Below are 24292 nucleotides of genomic sequence, written 5' to 3' on the forward strand. Positions count from 1 at the left end.
TGTGATTTTAACCCTTTAAAATATTGATAATTAAATGAAAAAACTATTTTTGTGCATCATAAAATTGAGAACGATTAACTACCAGCATTATGAGCAAATCTAAATTAGAGTATCTATGGTTGGATGGGTATGAACCAACAGCCAATATTAGAAGTAAGACTAGAATTGAGGAAGATTTTAGCGGTAAATTGGAAGACTGCCCGATGTGGTCCTTCGACGGTTCTTCTACCAAACAAGCTGAAGGTGGTTCCTCTGACTGCCTATTGAAACCTGTTGCCATTTATCCCGACCCAGCTCGAAGAAATGGCTACTTGGTGATGACCGAGGTATTGAACCCCGATGGAACTCCGCACGTGAGCAACTCCAGAGCCACTATTGATGATGACAATGATGATTTCTGGTTTGGATTTGAGCAGGAGTACTTTATTATGGATACGGCCACACAACTGCCGCTTGGCTTCCCTGTAGGTGGTTATCCTGGACCACAAGGTCTATATTATTGCTCTGTTGGTGGTAGAAACACTTGGGGCAGGGACCTTGTTGAAGAACATGCCGACCTATGTTTGGATGCAGGCCTTCAGTTTGAAGGAATCAACCAAGAGGTTGCTGCTGGACAGTGGGAATTCCAATTGTTCGCCAAAGGTGCCAAGAAAGCCGGTGATGAGATTTGGGTAGCACGATACTTGCTGCAGCGATTGACCGAGAGCTATGGTTACTATATTGAGTACCATCCAAAACCCATCAAAGGTGACTGGAACGGTTCCGGTATGCACGCCAACTTCTCGAACACCTTGTTGAGAACCTGTGGGTCGAAAGAAGTATACGAAAAGGTATGTGAGGCTTTCCGTCCGGTAACCGCAGAGCACATTGCCGTTTATGGTGAGTACAACGATGAGCGATTGACCGGTAAGCACGAGACCGCCTCCATTAGCGATTTTAGCTACGGGGTTTCCGACAGAGGTGCTTCTATCCGAATTCCAATTTTGACCGTAGAGAAAGGATGGAAAGGATGGTTGGAAGACCGAAGACCAGCTTCCAACGCTGACCCATACAAAGTAGCGGCCGTTATTGTGAAAACAGTAAAATCCGCCAACGTATAAACGGATAATAGATTAGTTGTTGATTATAGGTGAAAACCGTCCCGAACTTTTTTGGGGCGGTTTTTATGTTATGGTAAAGTATACAAATGCGGTATAAAAGGCCGCAAGGACCAAACCGTCCCTCCACCCCAAGCGCAATCCTTTGGGGAAGAACACCAAGGGCAAAATAAGGAAGGATATGCCCAACATCCAAAATATGTCGTTGGACAACAATCCTTGGTCCACCACGGTTATAGGCGTGATGATAGAAGTGATTCCCAACACCGCCAACAGATTAAAGATATTGGAACCGATCAAGTTGCCAACAGAAATGGCCTTCTCCTTTTTGATAACCGCAATTACGGATGCCGCCAACTCTGGTATACTGGTCCCTACCGATACAACGGTTATCCCGATTACCCGGTCACTCACTCCAAAGGACGAAGCCAGTCCAACAGCTCCATCGATAAGCAATTCGGAACCGCCCCAAAGGGCAGCACCGCCCAGTCCCAAGAACAAGACCGTTTTGTAGAGGGGCAGAGGTACATCGTCCTCGGGCGCATCATCCACCACGGCTGTTTTTTGAAAACGAAGCAGATACACTAAAAACACAAATAATGAGGACACCAGCACTATGCCCTCGGTTTGTCCCAATTGCCCATCAAAATAGATAAAACCAAAAAAGAGCAAGGAGGCCACCATCATCACCGGCCAGTCGGTGGTATAAAAACTTTTGCGCACCTCAATATTTCGCAAGATTACCGTAACGGCCAACACCAGTCCCAAATTGGCAATGTTGGAACCCACCACATTACCCAAGGCAATATCGGGAAAGCCATCCAATGCGGCCTTTATACTTACAATAAGTTCTGGTGCCGAGGTTGCGAAAGAAACCACCGTCATCCCTATCACAATTTTAGGAATATTCAGTTTAAGCGATAATGCCACCGCTGACTTCAACAGCCAATTTCCTCCCGCAATCAAAAGGGCCAGACCCAAAAGTATAAATAACAGATTTCCCAAAAGCCTAAATTTTAGGACAAATATAAGCGTTGGGAAATTGATGCAGTACAGCAAGTTTATAAATAAAACTACAAAAATAGTTAACAAACTATAAAAATAGTTGTTTAACTATTTTATTAGTATTATGTTTGGTGCAGTTAAAGATTAGATCATGCAAAAATTGACCAATAAAGAAGAGGAAGTCATGAAAATCCTCTGGGAGCTCGAAAGAGCTTTTGTAAAGGAAATCCTGGAAAAAATCGAAGGGGAAAAGCCGCACTACAACACTTTATCCACCATAGTTCGGAATCTCCAGGAAAAAGGATATGTGGACCATGAGGCCTTTGGCAACACCCATCGCTATTTCCCCGTGATCAGCAAGGAACAGTACCGCAAAAAATTTGTGAATGCTGCCATTGCCGATTATTATAATGATTCCTTTAAAAGTTTGGTCTCACATTTTGCACAGGAAGAAAAAATATCCATTTCGGAACTCAAGGAAATTATCGAACTCATAGAAAAGAAGAAATGATGGAACCACTATATATGTATATTTTACAGTCTGTCCTTATATCCGGAGGTTTTTTGGCGGTATACCATATCCTTTTGAAACGAGATACCCTTTTTACCGAAAACAGATTGTTTCTCTTATCCGGTTTGATTCTGGCCCTTGTATTCCCGTTAATCAAGATCAAAAAGACCGTGGTCATTGCGAAACCTGCGCTGATTCAGGCAAGTGCAGCCAGTGGAGAGATGTCAACAACTCTTCAGGAAAATGGATTTTTTACGCTTCAAAATGGACTCGTTACCATCTACATAGTCGTGAGCGCTTTTTTATTGATACGGTTCATACTTAAATTGATTTCCTTGAAAAATTTGGCCGAAAAAGCAGAGTGGAGAAAGGAAACCCCATTTTTGCACCTGGTCACGGAAAAGAAGATTACCCCGTTTTCCTTTTTCAACTATATTTTTTACAATCCGCAACTTTTTGAACCCACCGAACTGCACGCCGTCTTGGAGCACGAAAAGGCGCATGCCCGGCAATGGCACACCTTGGACATCCTATTCTTGGAACTGCTGAAAATCGTGTTTTGGTTCAACCCGGTTTTATGGTTGTACAAAAGTGCGGTAAAAGAAAACCTGGAATACTTGGCAGACCATTTTGCCATAGCCCGGGCTGCGGACAAAAAATCCTACCAATACCTGATGCTTAAACAGGCAGTTAATACACCAAAATATGCCTTAACCAATTCATTTTATAATTCATTAATCAAAAAACGAATAGTCATGTTAAATCAAAATCAATCCAAAAAAATCAATGCCCTTAAAATTCTGGTGATGCTACCCCTGTTGGGACTGTTCTTGGCAAGTTTCAGCATCAAGAAAACTTATATTTATAAGGAATCGGACAGTATAGAGGATGTAATGGTGGAAGAATCCCCCATTGATGACAAAACCGTGGAGCTTAGCATAAATAAAAACACCACGGATGCCGAATTGGACCAAATGAAGAAAGATTTGGCCGAGGATGATATCGACTTCAGCTACACCACGGTTCGGAATGATGATAGGGAAATCATTGAAATTTCGCTACAATTGAGTGGCAAGAGTTCAGATGGCAAATCGTTCAGTGGTAATTACAACAGCAATTCGGACGGTCCCATTGGTCCCATCACCGTGTTGTACGACGATACGAACAATGCGGTTTCCTTTTGGAATGCAGGCAAGGGCCAAAACGTCAAAATACATAAAATTAAAGGCAAAGGCTCTTGGACTACCGATGATGATACGGAAATCATCATAAAAGAAGGTGATGAAGAGAAAGAGGTCATCATTAATGGAAAGCGATTGACGGAAGAAGAAATGGAGGAAATCGATTTAGATAACGTTGCTTCCATTTTTGTAACAAAGGACGAGGAAGATAAGGACGTTAACTATGTGACCATCAAAAAAGTGGGAGAAGAGAAACACAAGAATGTGGTGATGATCCGAACGGATGATGAAAAAAAGATCCATGTAAAAAGAGACAAAAATATAGTGGTCATTAAAGATTCTGTGAGCGATGAGGAAAATGAGGTTATTCTTGGCGATGAAGACTCCCGTTTCTTTTACATCAAAGATGATGGAAAAAGAAAACCTCTCTATCATATCGACGGTAAAAAGTCGGGATCAAAAGACTTTAAAAATATGTCCCCGGACGAGATTGAGAGCATTAGTGTGCTTAAAGGAGACACCGCGGTGGAGAAGTATGGAAAAAAGGCCAAAAATGGCGTTATCGAGGTAACTACAAAAAAAGGCAATTGATCAAAAAACCAATGGTTTTTGAGTAGTCAGTGGAACCGTCTTTCGAGGCGGTTCTTTTTTTGCCCAAAACGAAAACCCAAAAAACAGCCCTTTTTTAAACGAAAGCTCCCTTGGTTTTTAATTTCACCCCAAAAAAGCCCCTTCAATTCTAACATTTTAAACATCAAAATAATATTTATGATTACAAAATATAACTTTTTTCAAGGAAACATGTTTCAGTTAAAGAAGCAACGCGTTTTTTAAAATACAATCTCGTATGCAATTACATTGTTTTTATGCCAAATGCTTGGAAGCATGACATTTATCATTATATATTCGGGGACATAACAGAAAAATAGTAGTTTTTTCAACCTTAAAAATCAATCAAAAAATGATAGCAATTGTAAAAGTATTCATCACACTTCTTGTGCAACTCTTAACGGTTATCTTCATTTAACCGTTAGGGTTGCCACATTGCTATTGACCTCCATTGCTTGTATTAGGCTTTGTGTATATTTGTACAGAGCAACACAACAATATGTTTTACAAGATTTTGGCAAAACTGAACAAGGCACTGTTGCCCTCTTATAGTAAAAGGGGGTTGGACTTGGCCAAAGCATCCAAATTACAGATGGCCATTATTGGTTGGAGATACTATATCACCACTAGGGCACTCGATCAATACTGAAGCAGGGCAGCTTTTTGATAGTCCTTTATTTTTTCAAATCCGTTCAAAAAGGTAAGTTCAATTAAAAAATTGCATTGGACGACCTCTCCTCCCAGTTTTTCTACCAATCGGCAAACGGCCTGAGCCGTGCCTCCCGTAGCCAGAACATCGTCGTGTACCAGCACCTTATCCCCTACCTCAATGGCATCGGAATGGATTTCGAGGGTGCCTGTCCCATACTCCAATTCATAGGTCTCGGAGATGGTGGTATAGGGCAATTTGCCAGATTTGCGCACCGTTACAAAGCCCGCACCCAATTTTTCGGCCATCATGGGCGCAAATATGAATCCGCGGCTATCCACACCCACCACTTTATCAATTTTCATATGGTTGGTGAAACCGACCAGGGCGTCGGCCGCTTTTTGCAGTGCTGTGGCATTTTTCAAGAGCGGAGTGATATCCTTAAAAACGACCCCAGGCTTGGGAAAATCCTTGATATCACGAATGTAGGGTGCAAAATCCATTTTTTGTTCGCTAGGGTTTTGAGGTAAAGTTAAAAAGAAATATATTTGCAGCCCTTAAATAAGGCCGCGTGGCGCAACTGAATAGCGCATCTGATTACGGCTCAGAAGGTTGCAGGTTTGAATCCTGCCGCGGTCACTAAATTTTTCAAATAAAGAAAGCCAGGCTTTTGCTTAAATCGCAAAGGCTTGGCTTTCTGCGTTTTAAATCATTTTAAAATTTAGTTTTCCTATGCAGACTTTAATAACTCACAGGGATTTTGTCCCACTGATTGACCCACTAAAAACCATTGGGAAGTTGAACTCAAAAATTGTACTAAAAAAGGATTACGTTAGGGATGACGGCACTTGTGCCGTTTATCTGCAGTTGTTCCAGAACAACGAAAGAAAAAGGATTCCCCTTAACATTTCTGTCCCTGTAAGTGATTGGGACGAGAAAAAACAATTAGTAAAAAACCGGAACAGGAATGCAGATGACTACAATCTACTTATCGGTAAGGTAAAGTCAGACCTAAATACGGTGCTCGTAAACTATAGGCTCTCAGGGATGGAACCGAAACTTTCAGATGTTGTGGAAGAATTACTGAGCCCAACACTCAGGACCTGCTTCAACGCTTTTTACGCCGCTGAACTCGAATATCAATATGAAAAGGGCATAATCAAGTACTCCACTTATCGGCAACAAAAAGGAGCTCTAGGGAAAATCAAGAAATTCCGCGACCCGCTTCCTTTTTGTGATATCGATGAAAATCTAGTGCTGGAATTGAAGGCGTTCTGCAGACATGAACTCAAAAACAAAAAAGCCACCATTGAAGGAACAATTAAGAACTTCAAAAAATTCCTGCACTTAGCCAATAAAAAGCGAATACGCACGAAAATTTCGTTTGATGAAATCAAAATAAAAAAGATGGTGGGATCCAGAGTGTTTTTATTGCCGGAAGAGCTCAAGAAGCTATATCAATACGCCCAAAGCCCGTTTATTAGCGATGAACGTAGAATGATATTGAAAAGGTTCCTTTTCAGTTGCTTTACCGGTATAAGAATCAGTGATAGCGAAAGAATCACAGAGGATAATTTTATCGGCGACCACTTGGCTTTCACAATGTACAAGACGGACAAATTCATTCGTATAAAATTGAATCAGGCAGCCCTATCGATGATTGAATTTCCCGATGTGTTCAAGGATAATTTTACAAGGGAACACATCAACAGGCAATTAAAGAACATTGCCAATAGTCTTGGGATGAAAAAAAGACTTCATTTTCATTGTAGTAGGCATACATTTGCCACTAACTTTTTGATCAGTGGTGGCGATGTGGTCAACCTTCAAAGGCTTTTGGGTCATTCTAAAATCGAGGAAACGATGATTTATGTCCACATTGTCGATAGTATCACAGACAAACAAATCGACCTACTGGACGATATTATCAAATAGTCTCGGCCTCCATCTCCACATCGTAATATTCTAAACTGACACGCCTCATACGTATCTTTTTGGGTAAAAGCAGCTGGTTGTATTTGTATATTTTCGACCTTACCCTCAAGCTTTCGGTATAATGCGCCATGAAACGGTCTTTGATTGTCTTGTTCCTCGTACGGCGATAAATCCATTTTTTCCAAAATTCATCATATACATCTTCTATCTTAGCTGTGAACCCGTTGATGTTATCCACGGTTGGGTTTCGACCAAAAATATCCTTTCCGTCATAAAAGGCAAATGTTAGGCTTGAGTCATCCTCAGGGTCGACAGCGGTCAACCTTCCATAGTTTTGTTGTACGGCCGCCATTCTGACATCCATCTCTATGTTTACCATATCTGAAGAATCCTTTTCCAAATCTGAATAAATGACCCCTGTTCTGTCTGCTAGGATTTCATTGCCGTCAGCATAACTAAGCCTAAATGTTCGATCTGCATTACTGCTTCTCTTAGGGTATTTTACCTCAAGATGTTCATTCTCCATTATAGGCAATTTATCCAAGGCTTGGTCCAAGAAGTCTATCGTAGCGAACTCTTCATTTACCAATATGTCAAGGTTCAACCAATTTTTTAAGCTGTCCATAAATTCACCAAAAGTGATATCCGGCATGATTTCGGCCAATGAATAGCTGGTATCGAGTTGGTTTAAACGCCCATCCCTGTGAGAATATTCGAAGGAGTTCAAATCCTTTATCGTTGAAGTGCTGTACAATAGACGCATTTCCACGATAATTTCATCGGTTACTAAGCTTCCAAGAATATTAATTGCAATTTCTTTATTGATGTTTACCCGGTTGTTGATTGAGCTTGCTACAAATTCGGTCTTTTCCTCTTCAGTGTCCGTGTTCCTTCGATAAATTCTTAAGTAGAAATACTTTGCACGCACAGGATCAATATTGACGTTGAATTTTATATTGTAAGTTCCTGGGGTACTTGGTGAAAGTGTTCTCTTGTATATACCAATTGTGCCAAGGTCAATTTCATCAGTAGAGTCGGGCAAAGTGAACTGCCAGTAATCATAAGTAGAGCCGCGGAATTTTTCCAAAAACTTGTTTGGAATGTATACCATCTTTTTCAGCCTCTCATCATTGAAAAACCCACCTCTCACTTTTCTTCCAGATGACAAGTACCCAAATCTCACTATCTCCAATAAATATGGGCAAGGCATAAGTACATTCTTGTTCAAAAATGAAGTTTCGCCTTCAATCGTGAGTTCTACATTTGCTTCAAAATTGCCTCCATCATAGTTATTGGCAAAAAATTGAAAGTCCTGATAATCGGTCTTTTCTTTCAAGGAAGGTTTATATACCATGGGGAAATTGTGGGTCACTTCCGGCCATCCCGAGCTCAAATGTTTTTCAGCTAAGTTAAAGGTCGTGGTCACTATATTTATAGGCCATGGAAGGGATGCGAGCTTGGTCCCATAAACGTTCAGTTCTTCGTCACCGTAATACAACGTAACCTCCAACTCTTCACCTTGGACGTCTCCAGTACGCAATTTGGCAGGATAATATGTATTGTCAACCAAAAGCCTTCCCTCAATTAGGGAGCGTGAACTGCTTACCGCCTCCACATTAGGAAAACCAAGGTTTTTTACAGTCTGGTCCAGTAATGGAATTCTGAAGGGAAACGAATAGGATTTGATAAGGTTGTCGATAAACATATTGCTTTCCTCATTGAGTGTGATTCCCATAAGGGTAAGGTCAATTTGAAATCCATTGCCATAGAAAATTATCATATCGCGGCCTTTTTAAATCTCAACATGTAGCTCTTGAAAAACTCCCTGGTCCTGTATATTTCCATTGAAGTGTTCTCGCAAATCACTTCTTCCCACTGACCCTCCGTATGAATCCAAATCTTTTTCGAATCCAGAATGGAAGCATAATATTCATAATATTCAGTTCCGTATAAAAAGCCTGTTCTAAGCCCGAAGTCTTTTGGTTTTCGTACTTCAAGAACCTTGGTAACTTCTTTTCCGTTTACCGCATAATTACCTGTGACCTTTTCAGTGCCCTTGGAGATGTCCAAGTGACCGTACATGGTCGCAAATTCCGGACAGTTCCATTCATTAAGCCAACAAAGGTGGGTTTCCTCTGGTGCCCTTGCAATAATCTTGACCTTAACCGTATGAACACCGCACCTTATGTCAATTTCATCCCCCTCTACAAGTTCAAATTCCGACAGATTAACCAAACAGGTGTAAATAGGTCCAGATATTGAACTGATGGCCTTTGTCGCTGTCACGGCTCCTGATATCTGAATGTTCACCGGTGCGCTATCTGCCCTAAAACTAAATGACACAAGCCCCTTGTTGGATGTTCTTAATAGTTCAGGTACATATGTCAACCAATCTGTTTTTTGTGGAGTTGAACCTGTCAGCAAAAGAATATTTTCGTACGTGCCACGGTTGTTCAGCTGTGTGCTGTCCAAAGTTTTGTCAAATGCGGTTATGACCATCCTCAATGGGTCAACCGGCACAAAAGCCTTTGTTATGGATGTTTGCAAAAAATCCCTATGCTCAACAAGGTTGTTTGCAACATCGCCTAAAAGTGCCTTTCCCTGGCCATTGATAAAAGGCAAAACCTTTTCAAAGTTGTATTGGCCTTCATTTATCTGATATCTTAAAACGAGCTCTTTGTTGCTCGATGCTGAAGCCAAGGTTATCAAATCCCTGTCATCCGAAAAATAGAGGGTTCCATCCACCACGCCATCAGTACCGGTCGCATTTACAAGCAAGACAATGGATATCTTTTTGACAGTATAGCTGCTTGTAACCGTGATTTCTGCAATATGAGTTCCGGCAGACAAACCGTCAGTGTTTTGTGTCGATGCCGTTATCGTTCGAAGTCCTGCGGTTTCTGAATTTGAAGATAGTTTAAGCCATGATTGGCTAGATGATAAAGTGAAATTCTCCGAGCTGTCAACTTCAAAACTTCGCTGCACACTTGAGGTGCTTCCTTCTTGAACGGACAATTGAAAGCTCTCCGGAGAAACAATTAGAAAATCATTGGCAACATTTTCATTGATTACCTCCAAAAAAACGTCCAATGTAAGCCTGTCATATCCATCATCAAATAAGACTGTATATTGATAATTTCCTACCTGAAGTCCCGAAACGTCAACATCCAATTCCATGTTTACATCGTTAGTTCCGCCTGACCCGCTATTCCTGTTCAGGGATACTCTAGAATCAGATATAACCGTGGTCCAAGGATTTTCGGTGCCCAAGGTGAAGAACTCTGTTGGTGGAACAGGCCCTCCTATGGTGTATGTTATATTTATCGAAGCCCTGCTTATCGTAAGTTTAATGGTGTCCTCCACCGTCAATTTCACCACGTACCGCTCTACTACTGTTGGAAATCCTGCTTGATCCCGGAAATATTTAAAAACAATTTCGGTCTCATGGTTTCCTGGACTCAAATTGTTGGCCAAAGATGTCAGCTTAAAATTATAGGTGTAAACCGATGGGTTGGAATAATTGTTGAACCCCCACAGACTAATGCTCAACCAACTTACAGGGTTGGTAACTTGGGGTGCAGCTGTAATTGCACTGGTCACCGTTAAATCAACAAATTCCGATGCCAGTGTCCGGAACTTTTTATGTTCAATTGCTAAAGGCGAAGTTGGATTAAGAGGCATTGTTCTTGATTTTTGCGTTGTTCCTTACTTTTCTGATTTTTTCATCGAACTCTTGTTGTTTAATACTGGCTTCGTTATCGTAAACCGTATAAGAGTAAATTGGCTCAGATAGCCTCTCGTTGAGCTTTGCCAAAGAAGCGGACAACATTTCCATGGTTTTTCCATCATTTTCATTTTTCGGATACATCCCGTTCTGAAACCCTGGAAGACGCCCGGAGAGTGCCAATATATAATCCGTTATGGCAGGATCCATTTTTTTGAAAGTGTCCCCATCAATTATCATTTCGGGTTTTGCCTCGCCGGCAATAAAGTGAGTTGGGGCCGTTACCACTTGCGTTGTTGGCTCACCACCAAATCGGGATTGAAAAGTTCTCCCATCATTTCTTTTGATGGGATATAGTCCTTTTTCGAATCCGGCTATGCCTGCAACGGTTTCAGCAACTATAGTGGCTATGTTTAATTTTGAAGCGGCATTGTTGGTAGCGATAGAGGCCAATGCCGTAGTGGTGTTTGCACCAACGAAAGGTTGTCCAAATGTTAATGGGGAGGCGGCCATGGCTTTTGTATTTGCAATGGCCAGATTGGCCATTACGGCCGCGTTTGCCTTGGCTGTCTGTGTTACAATGCTGGATATTGCAAGTCCCTTTTCAACGGCAAAAATGGCTTTGCCCAACACAGAAGACTCACCAACAACACGTTTCAGAATGTTGAGACCTTGCTCCTTCAGTTGTGCTTTTCCTGCTTCCAACTTTGATTCAGACTGTAGCAATTGTTCATTGAACTTTTTTGAATCAGCCAAAAGTTGTTTTCTGATTTCTTCATTCTTTGCTATTTGGATATCTCCATACTTATTGCGTACATCCTGAATCTGGGCCTGTTTTTCTTCCTCCAGCCTAGCCAATAATTCAGTTTCACCTTGAGCTTGTTCGGAAAGCTTCTGAAACTTCTGTTCAATCCTCAATATTTCTTCTTCCTCTGCTCGTTTCTCCTTTTCTACTTTTTTAAGGTCCTCCTGAAGTTTACGCTCGGTCTCAAATTGATCTAAAAGCTCAGCTAATCGTTTACGGCTTTCCAATTTTTTCTTATCCTCAGGTGTTAACTCTCCTTCCCCTTGGCCACCTCCACCTGTCCCACTTCCCGTTCCCGCATTACCCAATTCTACCTGTGCAGCTGCAGCTGCTCTTTTCTCGGCAAACTTTTTGGCCACATAGTCTCCTGCAATCTTTTGTGCTTCTCGCAATTGATTCATTGCATCTCCTGCAACGTTTTTTACATCTCCTACTTCGTTCTTGAAATTCCTTTTAAATTTTTCAAAAGAATCCTTAGCTGCACTGAAATTGAAGGACATCAAATTTTCCATAACATCTCCCAATCCTTTAAAAGTGGTCACTACATCCCAAATTTCATCTTTCATTTTGCCGAAATTCTGCTTTGCAACACTCGGCAGAATGCTCAAAGTAGTAATTGCTTGAGCAAGTATGGTCTGCAGTCTTTCGTCCCATTTAGTCCATAAATCCGTTATAAACCTTATGCCCTTGAAAAATTGAGTCTTAACATTGGTCCAGAACAATTGGAGGTCATTTGTGTATGCTACATATCTATCTGACCTTAAAGCTTCATCCTGAGCCTCGGCTAATTCTTTGTTTGCTTCTGAAACATCCTTTAAGTGTTGCTGCAGAGGGGTTAGAGCTTCATCCGTTTTGTTTAGTGCAATGTTAAAAGCCTCCAAAACCTTGGCGGCACCTCCTGCATCTTCTCCGGCTCCTCTAAACAAATCTGCAGTCAATTGGGCATTTTGCTGTACATTAAGACCAGTTTTTTCTGCTTCTGCAGATATAAGCTGTAATGCTTCTTTGGTGGTGATTTCCCCTTTGCGTATCCTTGTTAAAATATCTTCTGTAAAAGCCGCTCCAAATGCATTCTTTAATGCGTCCTTGGTAGATTTGGTTTGTTCACGAAGAGATAAATCCACTTCTTTAATCGCGTCTGGCAATTTATCCGAATATATGCTTAAATCATATCCTGTTTCAATCGTCTTTCGAAATTCAGAGACTGAGAACCCTGCGGAAGAAAAAAAGGTTGGGTACTCCCTTAAGCTATCAAAGTATTCTTCATTCGTCTTTTGGCCCTTGACCAGTCCCGCTTCTATTTCGTCCAAAGCCTCCGTAAAAGAAATGTTGAATTGCTGTGATAGGCTTTTGGCAGCCTTTAAAGTCTCATTAAAATCGACATCGAATACTTCTGAAATAGACTCAGCCTGTAAGCGTGCAGCATTTGCGGATTCTCCTTGAAGACCAGTAATTTGTTCTGTAAGAATCATTGCTTCACGCGCAGCCTTGTTATAACTGAACCACTCTTTTGCAACTAATCCTACAGTTGCCAAGGCTGCAATCGCTGCCCCAATTGGGGTGGCTATAAATCGGATACCAGCTTTTGTAGCACCTTTTAAAGAATCCATTATTCCAATTATAGCCGCTTTGGCAGCTTTGGCATCGCCTGAATTAAGTGCTACAAAGAATTGTCCTAAACCAGCAGTCATATTCCCCAAAAGGTCGATATTGTCCTCCATGGAGCTTTGAACAGGGCGCATCTCCTCTCTTAGTTCCGACATTCTGCCTTTTACTACTTTGAGCTCTTTATTTAACTCGGCCCATTTAGGACTTTCTGGATCTAGGTTAGACATTATGCCGGATAGTCTTCTGGCCTCCTTTCCCAAATCGCGCATAGAAAGATTGTTCAAACCAATTTCCTTGGTAAGCTGTTTCATACGTGATTCGTTGGACTGAATCGTCTTATTGTTCTTTTCAATCTCATCCCGCAGCTTTTTAATTGCCTCCTTGTTATCCTTACGGGAGCGTTCCAATTTTTTGGCTTGCTTTTCCAACTCATCATTTCTGTCCACAAGTTTTTTGGTGGCTCGGTCTAGCTGGCCATATTCCTTTTTGGCCTTATCACCATTTATGATAACCTCAAACTTCAATGTCTCATCTACAATTTTTTTTCCCATTATAGGTGGATTTTTTGGTCTTTCGCTATAAGGTTTCGAACATCTTCAGTGAATCCATAGGCCAATCTACCTACGATGCTGTTGAAGTGGCTGTAAAGTACCTTGTTGTGAAGTTGGATGGCCTTTTGACGTTGCCCTCTGATGGTCTTCATGTCAATGAATCGTTCCCTTATCGGATGGGTCAAGGTCAGCCTGCCAGATGAAACAGATATCCTTCTACGGGTAATCTCTGGAATCAGCTTCTTTACATTATATCGGGAAATTACTTTGTCCTGGGCACGTAGCATATTTTGGCCCTCATCCATAAGGACCCTATCAATATACTTTTGTTCAATGTATTTTTTTCCCGACCTCGAGCCGAGTACATCTGTAGCTGCCATGGCACAATGTTAGCACCAAGCAAGATGTTTTAAGAGGACAGCGCCCCCTTTCGAGAGCGCTGTTTTTAATTTTAGACCGCTAATTGATAGCAGCCTTCTTTTTCTTGGATAATCATATCCAATTTTGCTAAAAAGTTGTGCAAATGTAAAAAAGTGCAGGTCTTTTCTTCCCTTGTTTCTGGGTCGTTCATAAGGTAATGCTCCAAGGCCATAAAATAAAGGCCTATGCAATCTTGTAGTAAAATACCGGTTTCACCTTCACAGAGCTCGATGATGGCATCGATGATTTTTTCTTTCTGTTCTTTTGAAATTTTTGAGACTTCTTTTGACATAATAATAGTATATGGAGGGGGCGCTGTCGGGTAGAAATCCCAATGGAATAGTCAGACCCCCGGGCCTTACGGCTTGCGGACACCCCCATTATTAGAATAAATTTTTGAAGTAATAGCATTGAGATTTCATTTTGACAATGCTAAGTTAATTAATTATTACTTAAAACTGAAAAATAAACCATAGAGGGAAGTTCTGATGCCGTTTCGGTACCCAAAGTTATTGTATGTGAATATTCAAACTTTTTGACTTTACCAGACATTTTTTGAACCATGATTGCCATCGGAACATTTCCTGTGTCAACTTTGTAAAAGTTGGGGCCAACCATCCCCAAAACGTTATACTTTATATCGTATTCAGGAGACTTTATGGAAATAAAATCTTCGCCAATATCAATGTAGGATTCACTTTTCAAAAATTGGTTCCCTGATGATACAACGGCTGAATAATATTTTTGTCCATATGTTGTTGATAGAACAAAAAATAAGAACAAAAAAAATATGCATTTCATAATAAATCAATTTAGGTTAATGCCTACAAGATAGCGATTAACTTGTAAGAATACACTCATATATTTCTACCATACAAGGTATTGAAATAACAAAGCCGCCCAAAAGGCGGCTTTGACAGGGTTCCAGTGAGAGAGAGAGACTCGGCGACTAGTTCTTTTGGTGGTATCGAAGGTTTTCAATCCGTTGACCTATGGCCTCACGTACCAAAGTGTGTTTTTTAGAGGTGTATAGTTTCTTCATGGCAATGAGCTCTGCGATGTCCTCGGTTTCCACGATCTTTACGTAAATATGGTCAGGTATGGATGTGATATCAAAAGGTGTCATAGGCTAGTCTCAGTCGAGAATTCAAGTTCCCATCCATTGGTGCCGTGGTAATTCGCGACCGGGTCCACTCTAAAGGTCTGGAGGTCTATATTTCTAAACAGACAATTGTTTCCGAAGTTCTTGTGCAAATCCACGATTTTTTCCAAAAGTGCCTTGAGCTCCAATTGTGTCTTTTTAAAGATTTCGACTTTGGAATCATGACCTGCACTGTTGTCGGTTTTTTTGACGACCATAAAATATAGGTTGTTACCCATGTCCCTAGTATCCTCATCGTCCATGCGGCTGTCATATGTAGGCAGTACGAGAACCAAGCTCATAAGGTCACCATGGTTTCCGATATCCTTTAAAAATTTGGCATATTCACTTTCTTCCGATATTACAAAGAGCTTTTCCAACAATGGCCGCTCCGATACATGGGCATTAGCGAACTGCTCTAGTTCTTCTAGCATTAGCATTTTTAAGTCTTTTTTCGTTTTCCTTCATTTTGTGTTTCTGGTCCACCAAAAATGCGAATACATCAATGGTGTTTTGTTTGGCCACTTCATTGATGTTGCCAAAAACCTTTGTCTCAGCAATACTGTAAAGCGTTGAAAGCATACCAACGCCGCTTCCTTTCTGGTTTCCGTCTGGTTTTTCAAAAATAGAGGCAATATTCAATGTGTTTCCGCCACCTATGTCCAAAGCCTCCGCATTGAGCAAAAAATTGATGGAGCTCGACACATAAAGATAAATTGCGTGCTTCTCATGGAGATTTAATCCCCTCAATGATTTAGCATACTTTGCGGTCAGCTCTGGATTGTATTCCCTCCTTTTGTCCAAGCGGTATTTTCCAATAAGGTTCCTGAACCAACCAAACATCCTTTTTGGTCTGTAAAGTGTTGCAATCATCATGTCGAGATGCTCGATCTGCCCGGATGTAGAATAGTCATTGAAATGGCTCAACGTATCAATGAATTCACCATATACGGTATTGAAAAGCGCATCACTCGGCCCGTAGAAGATTTTTCCATTTGCTTTTATGGTTGGCACCAATTGGCGGTAGAAGTCCATTTTCACCACTTTTTGCCCATCTTGGGTCTTTTTGGAAAAGAATCCATTGGCCAGTTTGGATATGGAGAGGATGTTCTCTATCGCAGGCAGGTTTTTGTCGTCATTGGCATCAATCGACCTCTTGAGGTTCAAAAATGCATAGGTCAGGCGTGTGCGGAACTGATCATAAGAAAGCACTTTTGAATTGTACATCAGCACATATTTGGAAAAGGCCAAAAATTGCTCTTTGGAAAACTCCAGTCCATTTTCCGGATATTCTAGAACAAGCTTAGTGCCGACCACCTCTATTTTATGCATTTTTGAGTTTACCTGATTTGGTTATTTTAATTCCCCGCTCTTGAAGTTCCTCCGAATGACGATGCTTGACCCCCTCGATTATTTCATGGTCTGTTTTTTTAGACTTTACCACAGAGCCATTTTTCCCAAAGCCCAAAATCTTTTTTGATTTAATCATTTTATTTGCAGAATGAATCACCTTAAGCTTGGTCTCCCTTCTTGAAATACTGCTCCTTTTGAGGCCTTCAAATCCCTGCTTTAAAATCCATTCCCTTCTACCTCTTGGAAATAGTCTGTATAAGGCCCAAAAAGCCTTTTTAAATATGTTCATAGACTTACATGTTTACTGCCCTCTGAAAGGCCCTGTGTTAAATTAATCTGTTCGAACGTTTGATTTTGTTGGCTGAATACATGTTCAAGTTTTATCAGGTAGTCATTCCCCTCCTTGTTCATAAACTGCATCACTTCAGCTCTTGCCTCCGATTTCATTCGGGTATTTTCAGAATAGACAATGCCGTCAGGGAACATTTCCACCGGAAATGCTTTTAGGGCTTTCCCTAATGATAGATGGGCAACCGCCTTTTTGACAAGTCTCTGGAGTTCCTTTTGGCCTGCATCTGGCGATTCTTCGGTTTTCAATGATTCAAATACATCTTTTCCCAAAATCGGGGAAACTTTGTCGCTCTCGATATCCGCCATGAATGGAACCAGCCTGTAATAAAGTTGTCCTGATTTGTTGATAGGGAAAACAGTGTCGAATTCCTTTGTATTCTTGATGAAAATGGAATTGGCCTGCTTATATTGGTCGCTTCCGGTCCATTCGGTCCATCCAGAACTGTCCAACAGCAGCATTAATTGATCCAATGCCTTATATCCCCTTTTTTTAATGCTTGAGTTGCTTTTGTTGACTTGCCATTCAAATGGCTTGTCCTGATCTTCTTCGGTACGTACCGTACGGCCATCATTGCCATGATTTAGGTCGTTATCCGAAGCATAATCCAGATAGGCCATTGAGAGGATATAAATTTGGGCATATTTTACAGCTTTGTTGTGCCTTTCAACTTCTGCATTTTCAGTTGGCGGATTATCTTCCCCGTTATAGAAATCGGCCATTTTATCGTATACCTCAGTTCCAATCAAGTCTATCAAGTCCGGGGTGCAAAGGATGATATCCGATTCCAGGTTTGTAAATGACATATCGGCACTCAAGAATCCCAAGGTCTCCTTGATTTCCTTTTGACCCTGTTTTTCGCTATTGACTTCCCTGTTGAACAATAATTTCATGATCACTGATTACTTGGTGTGTTATTGGCAATTCTTTGACTTTGGGTAATATCCTGCTCCCTTTCCGGATTAATATGGTAAAATCCTATTTTGATATTGGTATTAAATTTGGCCTTCAAAGAGTCGTTTATGGATTTGCATACATGGTATTCCGCAATGTTCACCGAAGTGAGTTGATGGATTTTAAGCGCATAAAGCTGTTCACTTCCAGAGTCAGACTTTCCGTCAGCACCAACATTGCCCAAAGCAGCATGTAGTCCTAGTCCTGCTACGGTGGCAAAATCGGCCTTTTCCGAGATTTTTATCTGAGCGGTGACGTATTCCTCGATTTTTTGCTCAATTGGCATAATTTTCCATCCCTGCTCAACTGCATTGGCACCGATAAGCTCTATCACATACTCATTATGCCAAAACTTTCCAACGTTCTCAACTCCCGATAATAAAGAGGACAATTTTTCAAGAATCTGTTCTTTAAGGTCCACGAGCATCTGCTCTTTATATTGTATTGGTGGTTGTTGGGATTGGCAGTTTTCCTTTAGCTGACTTCTTTTGCGGTCCCAATACGCTGCTGGTGATTGGATATGCCACTTGATGTTCAAAGAATTCTCGGTAAGTGCCCTGAAAATTTTTGGAATACTGGTAGACCTGTCAATCCATTCCAATGAACCGTAAATATCGGGTACCGGGTAATCTCTTTTCCCAAAGGAAGCAAACTTTGACCAATGCATTGACAATCTATGTTTAGTAGGCTCCATACGGTCATATAATGGATAAACCTTTACATCTTCGTTCTGCAGGTTGTCCCAATCGGCCACCAATACATGTGTCGGTGCCTTTTTCTTGTCGTTCCTTCGATAGGCCAATCTACAATCAAAAGCCGGTTGGTGCTCTATAGCTCCTAACCCGCCATCTCCCAAGCGATATCCAAGCTCGCGCCTCACCTTGTTAAATACTTGATTTTGGTAATAATAATCTGTAGCGTTTGCCAATAGGATATCCTCATAGCCTATGGAATCCAGCCATTCTTGTATCTTGGATTCCTCCACTGGTTCCCTGAAGTATTTCCTTCCATCCTTAACGTGCTGGTACAGGTATGGCCCCTGCTCGAAAAGCAGCTCGATTTTTCTGTTCTGGAGACGAGGGGCCAATGAATTGGGAAATACGGATTCCTGTATTTTTTTTGGAATGTCGTTGTCTGCGCCAAATGGAATGACCTTATAGTCACCCACATCAATCGGGCTTTCACTCCAATCGCTGAAAGTTTCTTTCGTGGACTCAGTTGACTTGGCGTCGCGCTCCGATCCGGTTATCTCGTAATAATAGAGATTGTTCTCCTGGACACCGATATAATCCTTGTGATTGAGTCTGTGTATTCCCTTCATAGGATAATGGGTTTATCGTTAACGGCCAATATCAATGGAATGTATGCCGACCTTAGTTCATCCCTATCCTTGTCAATCAATTGGATTTTATATGCCGATTGTTTGTCATCCTTGCTCCTTGGCTGCTTCCTAATCTGTGCACGGTGGATTACCCGAGGCTCCCCGTTCTTCTTTCTAAAGGATATCTTGAAGCTTTCACCCCTCAACGTGAGCTCTTTCATCAGTGTAATGGGTTCTGCATAGTCTGAATATTGTCCCTGATTGTCCATGGAACAATATTAATGCCCGATATGGCCAGTTAAGAGGACAATCATATCTCTAAAAATGCAATATGGTGCAGATGCATCTTTTCAGGAGAGCGTGGCGGACTTCTTTTTCACTCAAAATTTTTTTAAAAAAATTTTTCAAGGGTCAAATTGCTGACATTTAAAAAGTTGGCATCTCTTTTTTGCTGAAAACAGGTGCAATTGTGCCGTTAATGGATGTAAATAACACGTTAGTAGCTACTTGGGTCTGCAAATTCTGTGGTCCATCCTTTTGTCTTATCAAGATAATTCTGTCTGCAGCAAAGGTATTTTACCGCGTCGGAGTAGTTGGTGGACTTCTTTGGAAGTTGTGAAAATTCCAGTTTTTCACTGGTTTTGCATTTGTGGATGGTCTTGTTTCCATCTCTATTCACCTTGATAATTTTTTCGGCACGTTCCATACTGCTCTTGATGTTTGAGCAGTTGTGTTTATCTATCAGCAACAAAGGAAGGTCCTTATTGCTGCCTGACATCAACTCCAACATTAGCTCATATTCGCGTTGTTGGGTGATATTTCCTTGATTCTCGGTCATCAATGTGACTATCCACCCTGTTCGGTTCCCTTCCTTATCGTATTCTATTGCCTTTTTGAACTTACTCGCATGGTCCTCTCCAACTTGCTTCCATTTATTTGCGGCCCTATCGGCCCACAGCATTACTTGCTTGCATTTATGATACTTGAAATAGTCACGTACTATTTCTCCTAGTTCCGGTAAAAAGTTAGGTGGAAGTGTATGGAACTCTTTTAGGATTCGTAAAACTTTTCCTTGCTCCTGACCAATAGCCAAACTGCACATATTGCCAGTATCCAATCCAAGTTCCAAGGGCGCATTGTGGTCGATGTATCTTAAATCAAGGCTGCTCTCCACATAATCATCAGTGGATTTGTAACGGTCACGGTTTTCATAGGCATAGCCGTCCATGAAAAAATTATTCGGTGTCAGGTTCGGATAAAACATCAATCCCTTTTCCAATTTGGGCTCCAGCGATAGTATTGACACCATGAACTCTTTGAAATCCATGTTTTCCAATAGCTTCTTAAAATACCCCTCAGTAAGTATATCTGCGTTTACAAAGGAGCTTACCACGTAAAAAAACGTTGTGTTCATCCTGAATTTTCTCAGGCGCTCCTCCCATTTCTTAAGCAACTTTTCAACACGTTTGAGCTTTCTTTTTGCCGATGTGTCATGAGGGTGTTCCTTACAAAAGTGCATCCTCCTCACCATCTCCTCACGGATTTTATTGACTTCAACCGCTAAATAGAGAAGGTACTTTATCTTCTCCCTATCCATGTTCTCCGCCATTTTTAAAATCCAGTCATACTCTCCCTGGTTTACATTGGGCATGTCAGTGGTGAACGTAAGGCCTCCGTAGAAAGGTGAGTGACCAAATCTTACAAACTCACCGCGAACTGCGGGATTCACCTTGTTCAGCTTTTTTTCATTAAGGTATTTAGCTTCATCTCCAACATGGTGCTGAAAGGAATCCCCTGCCCCAATCGATGGCCTGTCTTGGGATATTATTTTGAAATGGGTACCCGTGAACGTTGTAATAGTGTGCTTCCAATTGAATATTGGCTTATATGGGAGTTTAAAATGTTTCGGGGGCCTCACATCCACAACAAAATGAATTCCTTCTACCCAGCCCTTTCTTTTCCATCCGTTCACAATGCTGGGCACAATGTTCTTAGTGGCGTTCATAAAGGTATCCGCCGAAAGTGCCACAAATGCACCCTGCATATCATAGGCAATATCCATGGTCCTCTCTGCAAGTATATCTTCCGATTTAGACGTGCCACGGCCGCCGATTACAAAGAGAAACGTCGTTTGGAGTAGATTGACCAATTGACTGAACCAATTACTGTACCTGAGCTCTACATCTTCAGCTTTCCTGTCTACGTTCTTTTGAATCCTCATGGTCAAACAATTGTTTTGGTTCAATTCCGGCATCCTGTTTTATGCGAAGTGCCTGAGCCTCGGTGACGTTCATCTGATCAATATATTCGGCCAGAAGTTTACGGTCTGGAGCTTCTGGTAGGTCTTCAAACTCTGAGGTATCCAAACTGTAAATCTTTATGGGTTTCTTAAAAGCTTCTTCAGGTATGGACTCTTCTTCGTCTTTGTCCAGCTGTTTAACGCGGTATGCCCTTAAAAGTATTTTGGATGCCCTATCGTAGTCCTCCGGGCTTGTGGCGGAGATAATTGTCGCGTCCACCAACTTGAGCATTTTGTCAAAAAGCATGTTTCTGTAGGCGTCCTTTTTGACTTGGTCATCAAGGTAGAACCAAGTAAAGGCATCGTCCATTCGGCTACGAGCTGTCTTGGCATTTAGCTCTGGATAACTGGCCTGTAACTTTTGAAGTATTTTGTTCGGGCTATTTTGGGAGTTCCATAATTGGTTAACCATGGTAAGCTGTTCCAGATATTCGACCATTTCATCCGGAAGGGTCTCGGTTCTGCCCTTATCGACCCAATCTTCGAGGATGCTGTAATGCATCCCTTCAAGTTCGCTCTCTATGTGCTTTTTTTTTTACTCAAGATTGAAAATTTCGTTTTTAATGTCCTCAAACCTCTGTGCCTTTGCGGCCTTGTCATGGAGCTGAATGGCAAAGGTGTTTCCCGCTCTTACTTTTTCCAGTAGGTTGACCTGTTTTTCCTCGGCAATCGCGGTTCTGCCAAGCTCGTATCTTTTTCTAAGTACACTTTCCTGATCTCTCCACACTCTCATGAAAGCCCATTTGTCCAAAAGGAGCATCTCCGATATTTGGCTTGGCGCAAAATTTTGTGATGCGAGCTCTTCAACACGTTCCAAATCGGATGCAGTAAGTCCCGACAAAAACTCGCTTATTTTTTGCATGTGTTATCTTTTTTCAAGAACCTGCTTGGCATGCGCTAAGAGGGTTTCCTGCTTTTCGACAAGTTCATCGTTGCCCTTATTCTTGTTTCTGGAGATGTTGTTCTCCAAGTTTTTTATCTTCTTGGCCAGTTCCTCTGTCTTTAAGGTTGAAATTTCCTCTTTTTCCTTGATCACTTCAAAAATTGGATGTTCCCCCAACACTTTTCCGTTCTCCTTGTAATATTCGAGCTCGGACCACGCCATTTTATTGGACACATAATCCCTTAGAACTACATCTGCCAATTCTTCAGCCGAAGCATCGGAAAGCTTCTCGTGTAGTCTAGGTTGGTTTTCCTTGAATTTTTCATAGGAGGTAATCAAATCGTTGACCAAAAGCTTAAGTGGATCAGGACAATCGGCATCTCTCAAAAATGGAAACTGCTCTCTAAGTTTGATGCTTGCCTTTACTTCTTTTGGAAGGCCAGAAACTTGCTCTTTAACCAATTCAGATTTCGCTTGTAACAATGCTTGCTTTAAATCCGTGTGCTTACGTCCATTGGTCTGCAATTCCAATTCTTTCACCATGGCAACCGCTTCTTGGTAGGAACCGTTATCAATATCTAGTTCCATTAACTTTTCCTCCGGTGTCTTGTCCTTTACAATTTCCAGCGGTGAAGTTTCCTCCGGGCGCCCTTTAGTTCGCTCTACAGGCTTTTGCATCAGAACTCTCAGCAATCTTGTTTCCAGACCTACTGTTCTTGCCAGTTCGTGACACAATCGCTCTACATTGGTTGGAGTATTGGTCCATCTTCCCAGCTGTCTTTGGAAAGCAAGGTTCTTTCCAGCGAGTTTATTGTATAGGTTTCTGCCGCCCAAAAGTGTACGGTCGTGTTTCAAGAAATTTATTACTGCTTGTTTTTGCTCCTGAGCTTTCATCGATGTGGATTTTGATGTTATAACGAAAGTACCGTGCACATGCATCTGTTAAGAGGACAGCTGCCAAACAAGCACAAAAAAGGCCCTGAATTTCTCCAGGACCTTCCTAACCTAAATTAACTAACTCAAACTATGTTACGAACTTCTTGACTCTTCCACAAATACATGGTCACCGCCTCCTGCATCGTAGGCCCTAACGGTAAGAGTGGCTCCTGACAGCCCTTGCCAGTCAACACCCCCGGCCAATACAAAATTGGTATTGGAGGCCTCAATTGTGGCAGGGTTGGCACCACCACTTCCCAACAAGGTATATACCTCTCCGGTAACAGCGTTGGAGATATCGGTAATAACGGTCGTTGCCGCGTTATCCTGCAATTGATATTCACCGGTTCCATTGGCAACATCCACGGTCGTAGCATCGGCCGTTACGGTATTCACGGTCGCAAGGGTAAATGTCCCACTGTATCTTCCGGGCATGTTCCTGGTCTTTGCAAACTGTTGGAACTTAACCATGGATGCGGTGGCATCGTTGTCATTTTGAATTTCAGGCAAAAGGCTCAAAGGTGCGCATGGGGTCCCGAAAATCCTGTAAAAAGGGGTTTCTCCACCACAGGCACCCACACGGACACCCACGGCCATACTCTTGTTCAGCCAGTTGGCAAAGAACTCTTCGGAGTCCAATGTGCTTCCGGGAAAGGAAAATTCCGGTAACGAATTCAAGGAAACATTATCCTCTTCACCTTCACTGCCCAATGGTAATGAAGTCTTACTTGCAGTAACCTGCATTTTTGTAACGTACTTACCATCTTTCATTACAATGTTGCCCAACATCTTGACCTTGTTGTCGTCTCTTGAAGGCCATGTCAACACATCGTTCAAGTCTATGAGAACTATCTCAAAGTTCTTGTCCTCGGCGCCGCCATTGCCCTTTGATATCAAACTTGGTTTTGTATACATCTCAATAAATGTTTTTAGTTAAACAAATACCCCAAGGGACAGGCCC

The 24292-nt window shown here is 41.7% G+C and carries 25 protein-coding genes and 1 tRNA gene; 6 read left to right on the top strand and 20 right to left on the bottom strand.

All coding sequences use genetic code 11. The annotated features are described in order from the left end of the window. Positions 1 to 89: 89 nt before the first annotated feature. Positions 90 to 1100 carry a glutamine synthetase beta-grasp domain-containing protein gene (locus GGE08_RS07505; protein WP_179384278.1) on the top strand — a complete coding sequence of 337 codons (1011 nt, stop codon included), beginning with the start codon at positions 90 to 92 and terminating at the stop codon, positions 1098 to 1100. Positions 1101 to 1163: 63 nt separating this feature from the next. Here GGE08_RS07505 and GGE08_RS07510 read toward each other — a convergent pair whose 3' ends face one another. Further along, a complete protein-coding gene (locus GGE08_RS07510) occupies positions 1164 to 2102 on the bottom strand; it encodes a calcium/sodium antiporter (RefSeq protein WP_179384279.1) in 939 nt (312 codons plus the stop codon). Positions 2103 to 2253: 151 nt separating this feature from the next. On the opposite strand from GGE08_RS07510, the gene GGE08_RS07515 reads away from it, so the two are divergent. From GGE08_RS07515 to GGE08_RS07525, 3 genes are all read left to right on the top strand, one after another. Continuing rightward, positions 2254 to 2613 (top strand): BlaI/MecI/CopY family transcriptional regulator, encoded by a 360-nt coding sequence (locus GGE08_RS07515; RefSeq protein WP_179384280.1) that lies wholly within the window; start codon positions 2254 to 2256, stop codon positions 2611 to 2613. Beyond that, positions 2610 to 4385, top strand: coding sequence for a M56 family metallopeptidase (locus GGE08_RS07520; protein WP_179384281.1), 1776 nt, complete (start codon positions 2610 to 2612; stop codon positions 4383 to 4385). The genes GGE08_RS07515 and GGE08_RS07520 overlap by 4 nt, the downstream gene beginning before the upstream one ends. A 517-nt stretch (positions 4386 to 4902) precedes the next feature. After that, a complete protein-coding gene (locus tag GGE08_RS07525; protein WP_179384282.1) occupies positions 4903 to 5052 on the top strand; it encodes an SsrA-binding protein in 150 nt (49 codons plus the stop codon). Here GGE08_RS07525 and GGE08_RS07530 read toward each other — a convergent pair. Further along, positions 5043 to 5555 carry an adenine phosphoribosyltransferase gene (locus GGE08_RS07530; protein ID WP_179384283.1) on the bottom strand — a complete coding sequence of 171 codons (513 nt, stop codon included), beginning with the start codon at positions 5553 to 5555 and terminating at the stop codon, positions 5043 to 5045. The genes GGE08_RS07525 and GGE08_RS07530 overlap by 10 nt on opposite strands. A gap of 62 nt (positions 5556 to 5617) precedes the next feature. Between GGE08_RS07530 and GGE08_RS07535 the strand changes: the two genes are divergently transcribed. Beyond that, a tRNA-Arg gene (locus tag GGE08_RS07535) sits at positions 5618 to 5691 on the top strand. Between the two features lie 93 nt (positions 5692 to 5784). Then, positions 5785 to 6987, top strand: a complete 1203-nt coding sequence (locus GGE08_RS07540) for a site-specific integrase (RefSeq protein ID WP_179384284.1) — start codon at positions 5785 to 5787, stop codon at positions 6985 to 6987. Here GGE08_RS07540 and GGE08_RS07545 read toward each other — a convergent pair. The 18 genes from GGE08_RS07545 to GGE08_RS07630 all read right to left on the bottom strand — a co-directional run bounded on the left by GGE08_RS07545 (position 6980) and on the right by GGE08_RS07630 (position 24246). Continuing rightward, on the bottom strand, positions 6980 to 8767 hold the full coding sequence (locus tag GGE08_RS07545) for a hypothetical protein (protein ID WP_179384285.1): 1788 nt from the start codon (positions 8765 to 8767) through the stop codon (positions 6980 to 6982). The two genes, GGE08_RS07540 and GGE08_RS07545, sit on opposite strands and share 8 nt — an antisense overlap. Beyond that, positions 8764 to 10668 carry a BACON domain-containing protein gene (locus tag GGE08_RS07550; protein ID WP_179384286.1) on the bottom strand — a complete coding sequence of 635 codons (1905 nt, stop codon included), beginning with the start codon at positions 10666 to 10668 and terminating at the stop codon, positions 8764 to 8766. Before GGE08_RS07550 ends, GGE08_RS07545 begins: the two co-directional genes overlap by 4 nt. Further along, a complete protein-coding gene (locus GGE08_RS07555) occupies positions 10658 to 13675 on the bottom strand; it encodes a hypothetical protein (protein WP_179384287.1) in 3018 nt (1005 codons plus the stop codon). The genes GGE08_RS07550 and GGE08_RS07555 overlap by 11 nt, the downstream gene beginning before the upstream one ends. Next, entirely contained in the window at positions 13675 to 14055 is a 381-nt protein-coding gene (locus GGE08_RS07560) for a hypothetical protein (protein ID WP_179384288.1), read from the bottom strand. Before GGE08_RS07560 ends, GGE08_RS07555 begins: the two co-directional genes overlap by 1 nt. A 71-nt stretch (positions 14056 to 14126) precedes the next feature. Continuing rightward, entirely contained in the window at positions 14127 to 14387 is a 261-nt protein-coding gene (locus GGE08_RS07565) for a hypothetical protein (RefSeq protein WP_179384289.1), read from the bottom strand. A gap of 149 nt (positions 14388 to 14536) precedes the next feature. Further along, positions 14537 to 14896: a hypothetical protein gene (locus GGE08_RS07570; protein WP_179384290.1), complete on the bottom strand. Its 360-nt coding sequence runs from the start codon at positions 14894 to 14896 to the stop codon at positions 14537 to 14539. 148 nt (positions 14897 to 15044) lie between these two features. Next, positions 15045 to 15221 carry a hypothetical protein gene (locus tag GGE08_RS07575; RefSeq protein ID WP_179384291.1) on the bottom strand — a complete coding sequence of 59 codons (177 nt, stop codon included), beginning with the start codon at positions 15219 to 15221 and terminating at the stop codon, positions 15045 to 15047. Next, the gene (locus GGE08_RS07580) at positions 15218 to 15670 is read right to left on the bottom strand and encodes a hypothetical protein (RefSeq protein WP_179384292.1); all 453 of its coding nucleotides are present in this window, start codon (positions 15668 to 15670) and stop codon (positions 15218 to 15220) included. The genes GGE08_RS07575 and GGE08_RS07580 overlap by 4 nt, the downstream gene beginning before the upstream one ends. Further along, complete coding sequence (locus GGE08_RS07585) at positions 15642 to 16568, bottom strand: hypothetical protein (protein ID WP_179384293.1); 927 nt, start codon at positions 16566 to 16568, stop codon at positions 15642 to 15644. Before GGE08_RS07585 ends, GGE08_RS07580 begins: the two co-directional genes overlap by 29 nt. Then, the gene (locus tag GGE08_RS07590; RefSeq protein ID WP_179384294.1) at positions 16561 to 16878 is read right to left on the bottom strand and encodes a hypothetical protein; all 318 of its coding nucleotides are present in this window, start codon (positions 16876 to 16878) and stop codon (positions 16561 to 16563) included. Before GGE08_RS07590 ends, GGE08_RS07585 begins: the two co-directional genes overlap by 8 nt. Further along, a complete protein-coding gene (locus GGE08_RS07595) occupies positions 16875 to 17831 on the bottom strand; it encodes a DUF6712 family protein (protein ID WP_179384295.1) in 957 nt (318 codons plus the stop codon). The genes GGE08_RS07590 and GGE08_RS07595 overlap by 4 nt, the downstream gene beginning before the upstream one ends. A gap of 2 nt (positions 17832 to 17833) precedes the next feature. Beyond that, positions 17834 to 19213, bottom strand: coding sequence for a hypothetical protein (locus GGE08_RS07600; protein WP_179384296.1), 1380 nt, complete (start codon positions 19211 to 19213; stop codon positions 17834 to 17836). After that, entirely contained in the window at positions 19210 to 19482 is a 273-nt protein-coding gene (locus GGE08_RS07605) for a hypothetical protein (RefSeq protein WP_179384297.1), read from the bottom strand. The genes GGE08_RS07600 and GGE08_RS07605 overlap by 4 nt, the downstream gene beginning before the upstream one ends. A 227-nt stretch (positions 19483 to 19709) precedes the next feature. Further along, a complete protein-coding gene (locus GGE08_RS07610; RefSeq protein WP_179384298.1) occupies positions 19710 to 21434 on the bottom strand; it encodes a hypothetical protein in 1725 nt (574 codons plus the stop codon). Then, complete coding sequence (locus tag GGE08_RS07615; protein WP_179384299.1) at positions 21400 to 22014, bottom strand: hypothetical protein; 615 nt, start codon at positions 22012 to 22014, stop codon at positions 21400 to 21402. The genes GGE08_RS07610 and GGE08_RS07615 overlap by 35 nt, the downstream gene beginning before the upstream one ends. A gap of 33 nt (positions 22015 to 22047) precedes the next feature. After that, positions 22048 to 22374 (bottom strand): hypothetical protein, encoded by a 327-nt coding sequence (locus GGE08_RS07620; RefSeq protein ID WP_179384300.1) that lies wholly within the window; start codon positions 22372 to 22374, stop codon positions 22048 to 22050. Between the two features lie 3 nt (positions 22375 to 22377). Continuing rightward, positions 22378 to 23289 carry a hypothetical protein gene (locus GGE08_RS07625; protein WP_179384301.1) on the bottom strand — a complete coding sequence of 304 codons (912 nt, stop codon included), beginning with the start codon at positions 23287 to 23289 and terminating at the stop codon, positions 22378 to 22380. 135 nt (positions 23290 to 23424) lie between these two features. After that, positions 23425 to 24246: a hypothetical protein gene (locus GGE08_RS07630; RefSeq protein ID WP_179384302.1), complete on the bottom strand. Its 822-nt coding sequence runs from the start codon at positions 24244 to 24246 to the stop codon at positions 23425 to 23427. Between the last annotated feature and the right edge of the window lie 46 nt (positions 24247 to 24292).

The sequence above is a fragment of the Allomuricauda sp. ARW1Y1 genome, assembly GCF_013407935.1.
In the GTDB taxonomy this organism is placed as follows: domain Bacteria; phylum Bacteroidota; class Bacteroidia; order Flavobacteriales; family Flavobacteriaceae; genus Flagellimonas.

Coding starts and splice junctions, on each gene's coding strand:
- GGE08_RS07605 (WP_179384297.1), bottom strand. CDS start 19,482: ATGGACAATCAGGGACAATATTCAGACTATGCAGAACCCATTACACTG.
- GGE08_RS07560 (WP_179384288.1), bottom strand. CDS start 14,055: ATGGCAGCTACAGATGTACTCGGCTCGAGGTCGGGAAAAAAATACATT.
- GGE08_RS07630 (WP_179384302.1), bottom strand. CDS start 24,246: ATGTATACAAAACCAAGTTTGATATCAAAGGGCAATGGCGGCGCCGAG.
- GGE08_RS07520 (WP_179384281.1), top strand. CDS start 2,610: ATGATGGAACCACTATATATGTATATTTTACAGTCTGTCCTTATATCC.
- GGE08_RS07525 (WP_179384282.1), top strand. CDS start 4,903: ATGTTTTACAAGATTTTGGCAAAACTGAACAAGGCACTGTTGCCCTCT.
- GGE08_RS07530 (WP_179384283.1), bottom strand. CDS start 5,555: ATGGATTTTGCACCCTACATTCGTGATATCAAGGATTTTCCCAAGCCT.
- GGE08_RS07595 (WP_179384295.1), bottom strand. CDS start 17,831: ATGAAATTATTGTTCAACAGGGAAGTCAATAGCGAAAAACAGGGTCAA.
- GGE08_RS07540 (WP_179384284.1), top strand. CDS start 5,785: ATGCAGACTTTAATAACTCACAGGGATTTTGTCCCACTGATTGACCCA.
- GGE08_RS07555 (WP_179384287.1), bottom strand. CDS start 13,675: ATGGGAAAAAAAATTGTAGATGAGACATTGAAGTTTGAGGTTATCATA.
- GGE08_RS07615 (WP_179384299.1), bottom strand. CDS start 22,014: ATGCATTACAGCATCCTCGAAGATTGGGTCGATAAGGGCAGAACCGAG.
- GGE08_RS07585 (WP_179384293.1), bottom strand. CDS start 16,568: ATGCATAAAATAGAGGTGGTCGGCACTAAGCTTGTTCTAGAATATCCG.
- GGE08_RS07565 (WP_179384289.1), bottom strand. CDS start 14,387: ATGTCAAAAGAAGTCTCAAAAATTTCAAAAGAACAGAAAGAAAAAATC.
- GGE08_RS07590 (WP_179384294.1), bottom strand. CDS start 16,878: ATGAACATATTTAAAAAGGCTTTTTGGGCCTTATACAGACTATTTCCA.
- GGE08_RS07620 (WP_179384300.1), bottom strand. CDS start 22,374: ATGCAAAAAATAAGCGAGTTTTTGTCGGGACTTACTGCATCCGATTTG.
- GGE08_RS07580 (WP_179384292.1), bottom strand. CDS start 15,670: ATGCTAGAAGAACTAGAGCAGTTCGCTAATGCCCATGTATCGGAGCGG.
- GGE08_RS07570 (WP_179384290.1), bottom strand. CDS start 14,896: ATGAAATGCATATTTTTTTTGTTCTTATTTTTTGTTCTATCAACAACA.
- GGE08_RS07625 (WP_179384301.1), bottom strand. CDS start 23,289: ATGAAAGCTCAGGAGCAAAAACAAGCAGTAATAAATTTCTTGAAACAC.
- GGE08_RS07505 (WP_179384278.1), top strand. CDS start 90: ATGAGCAAATCTAAATTAGAGTATCTATGGTTGGATGGGTATGAACCA.
- GGE08_RS07545 (WP_179384285.1), bottom strand. CDS start 8,767: ATGATAATTTTCTATGGCAATGGATTTCAAATTGACCTTACCCTTATG.
- GGE08_RS07600 (WP_179384296.1), bottom strand. CDS start 19,213: ATGAAGGGAATACACAGACTCAATCACAAGGATTATATCGGTGTCCAG.
- GGE08_RS07515 (WP_179384280.1), top strand. CDS start 2,254: ATGCAAAAATTGACCAATAAAGAAGAGGAAGTCATGAAAATCCTCTGG.
- GGE08_RS07550 (WP_179384286.1), bottom strand. CDS start 10,668: ATGCCTCTTAATCCAACTTCGCCTTTAGCAATTGAACATAAAAAGTTC.
- GGE08_RS07610 (WP_179384298.1), bottom strand. CDS start 21,434: ATGAGGATTCAAAAGAACGTAGACAGGAAAGCTGAAGATGTAGAGCTC.
- GGE08_RS07575 (WP_179384291.1), bottom strand. CDS start 15,221: ATGACACCTTTTGATATCACATCCATACCTGACCATATTTACGTAAAG.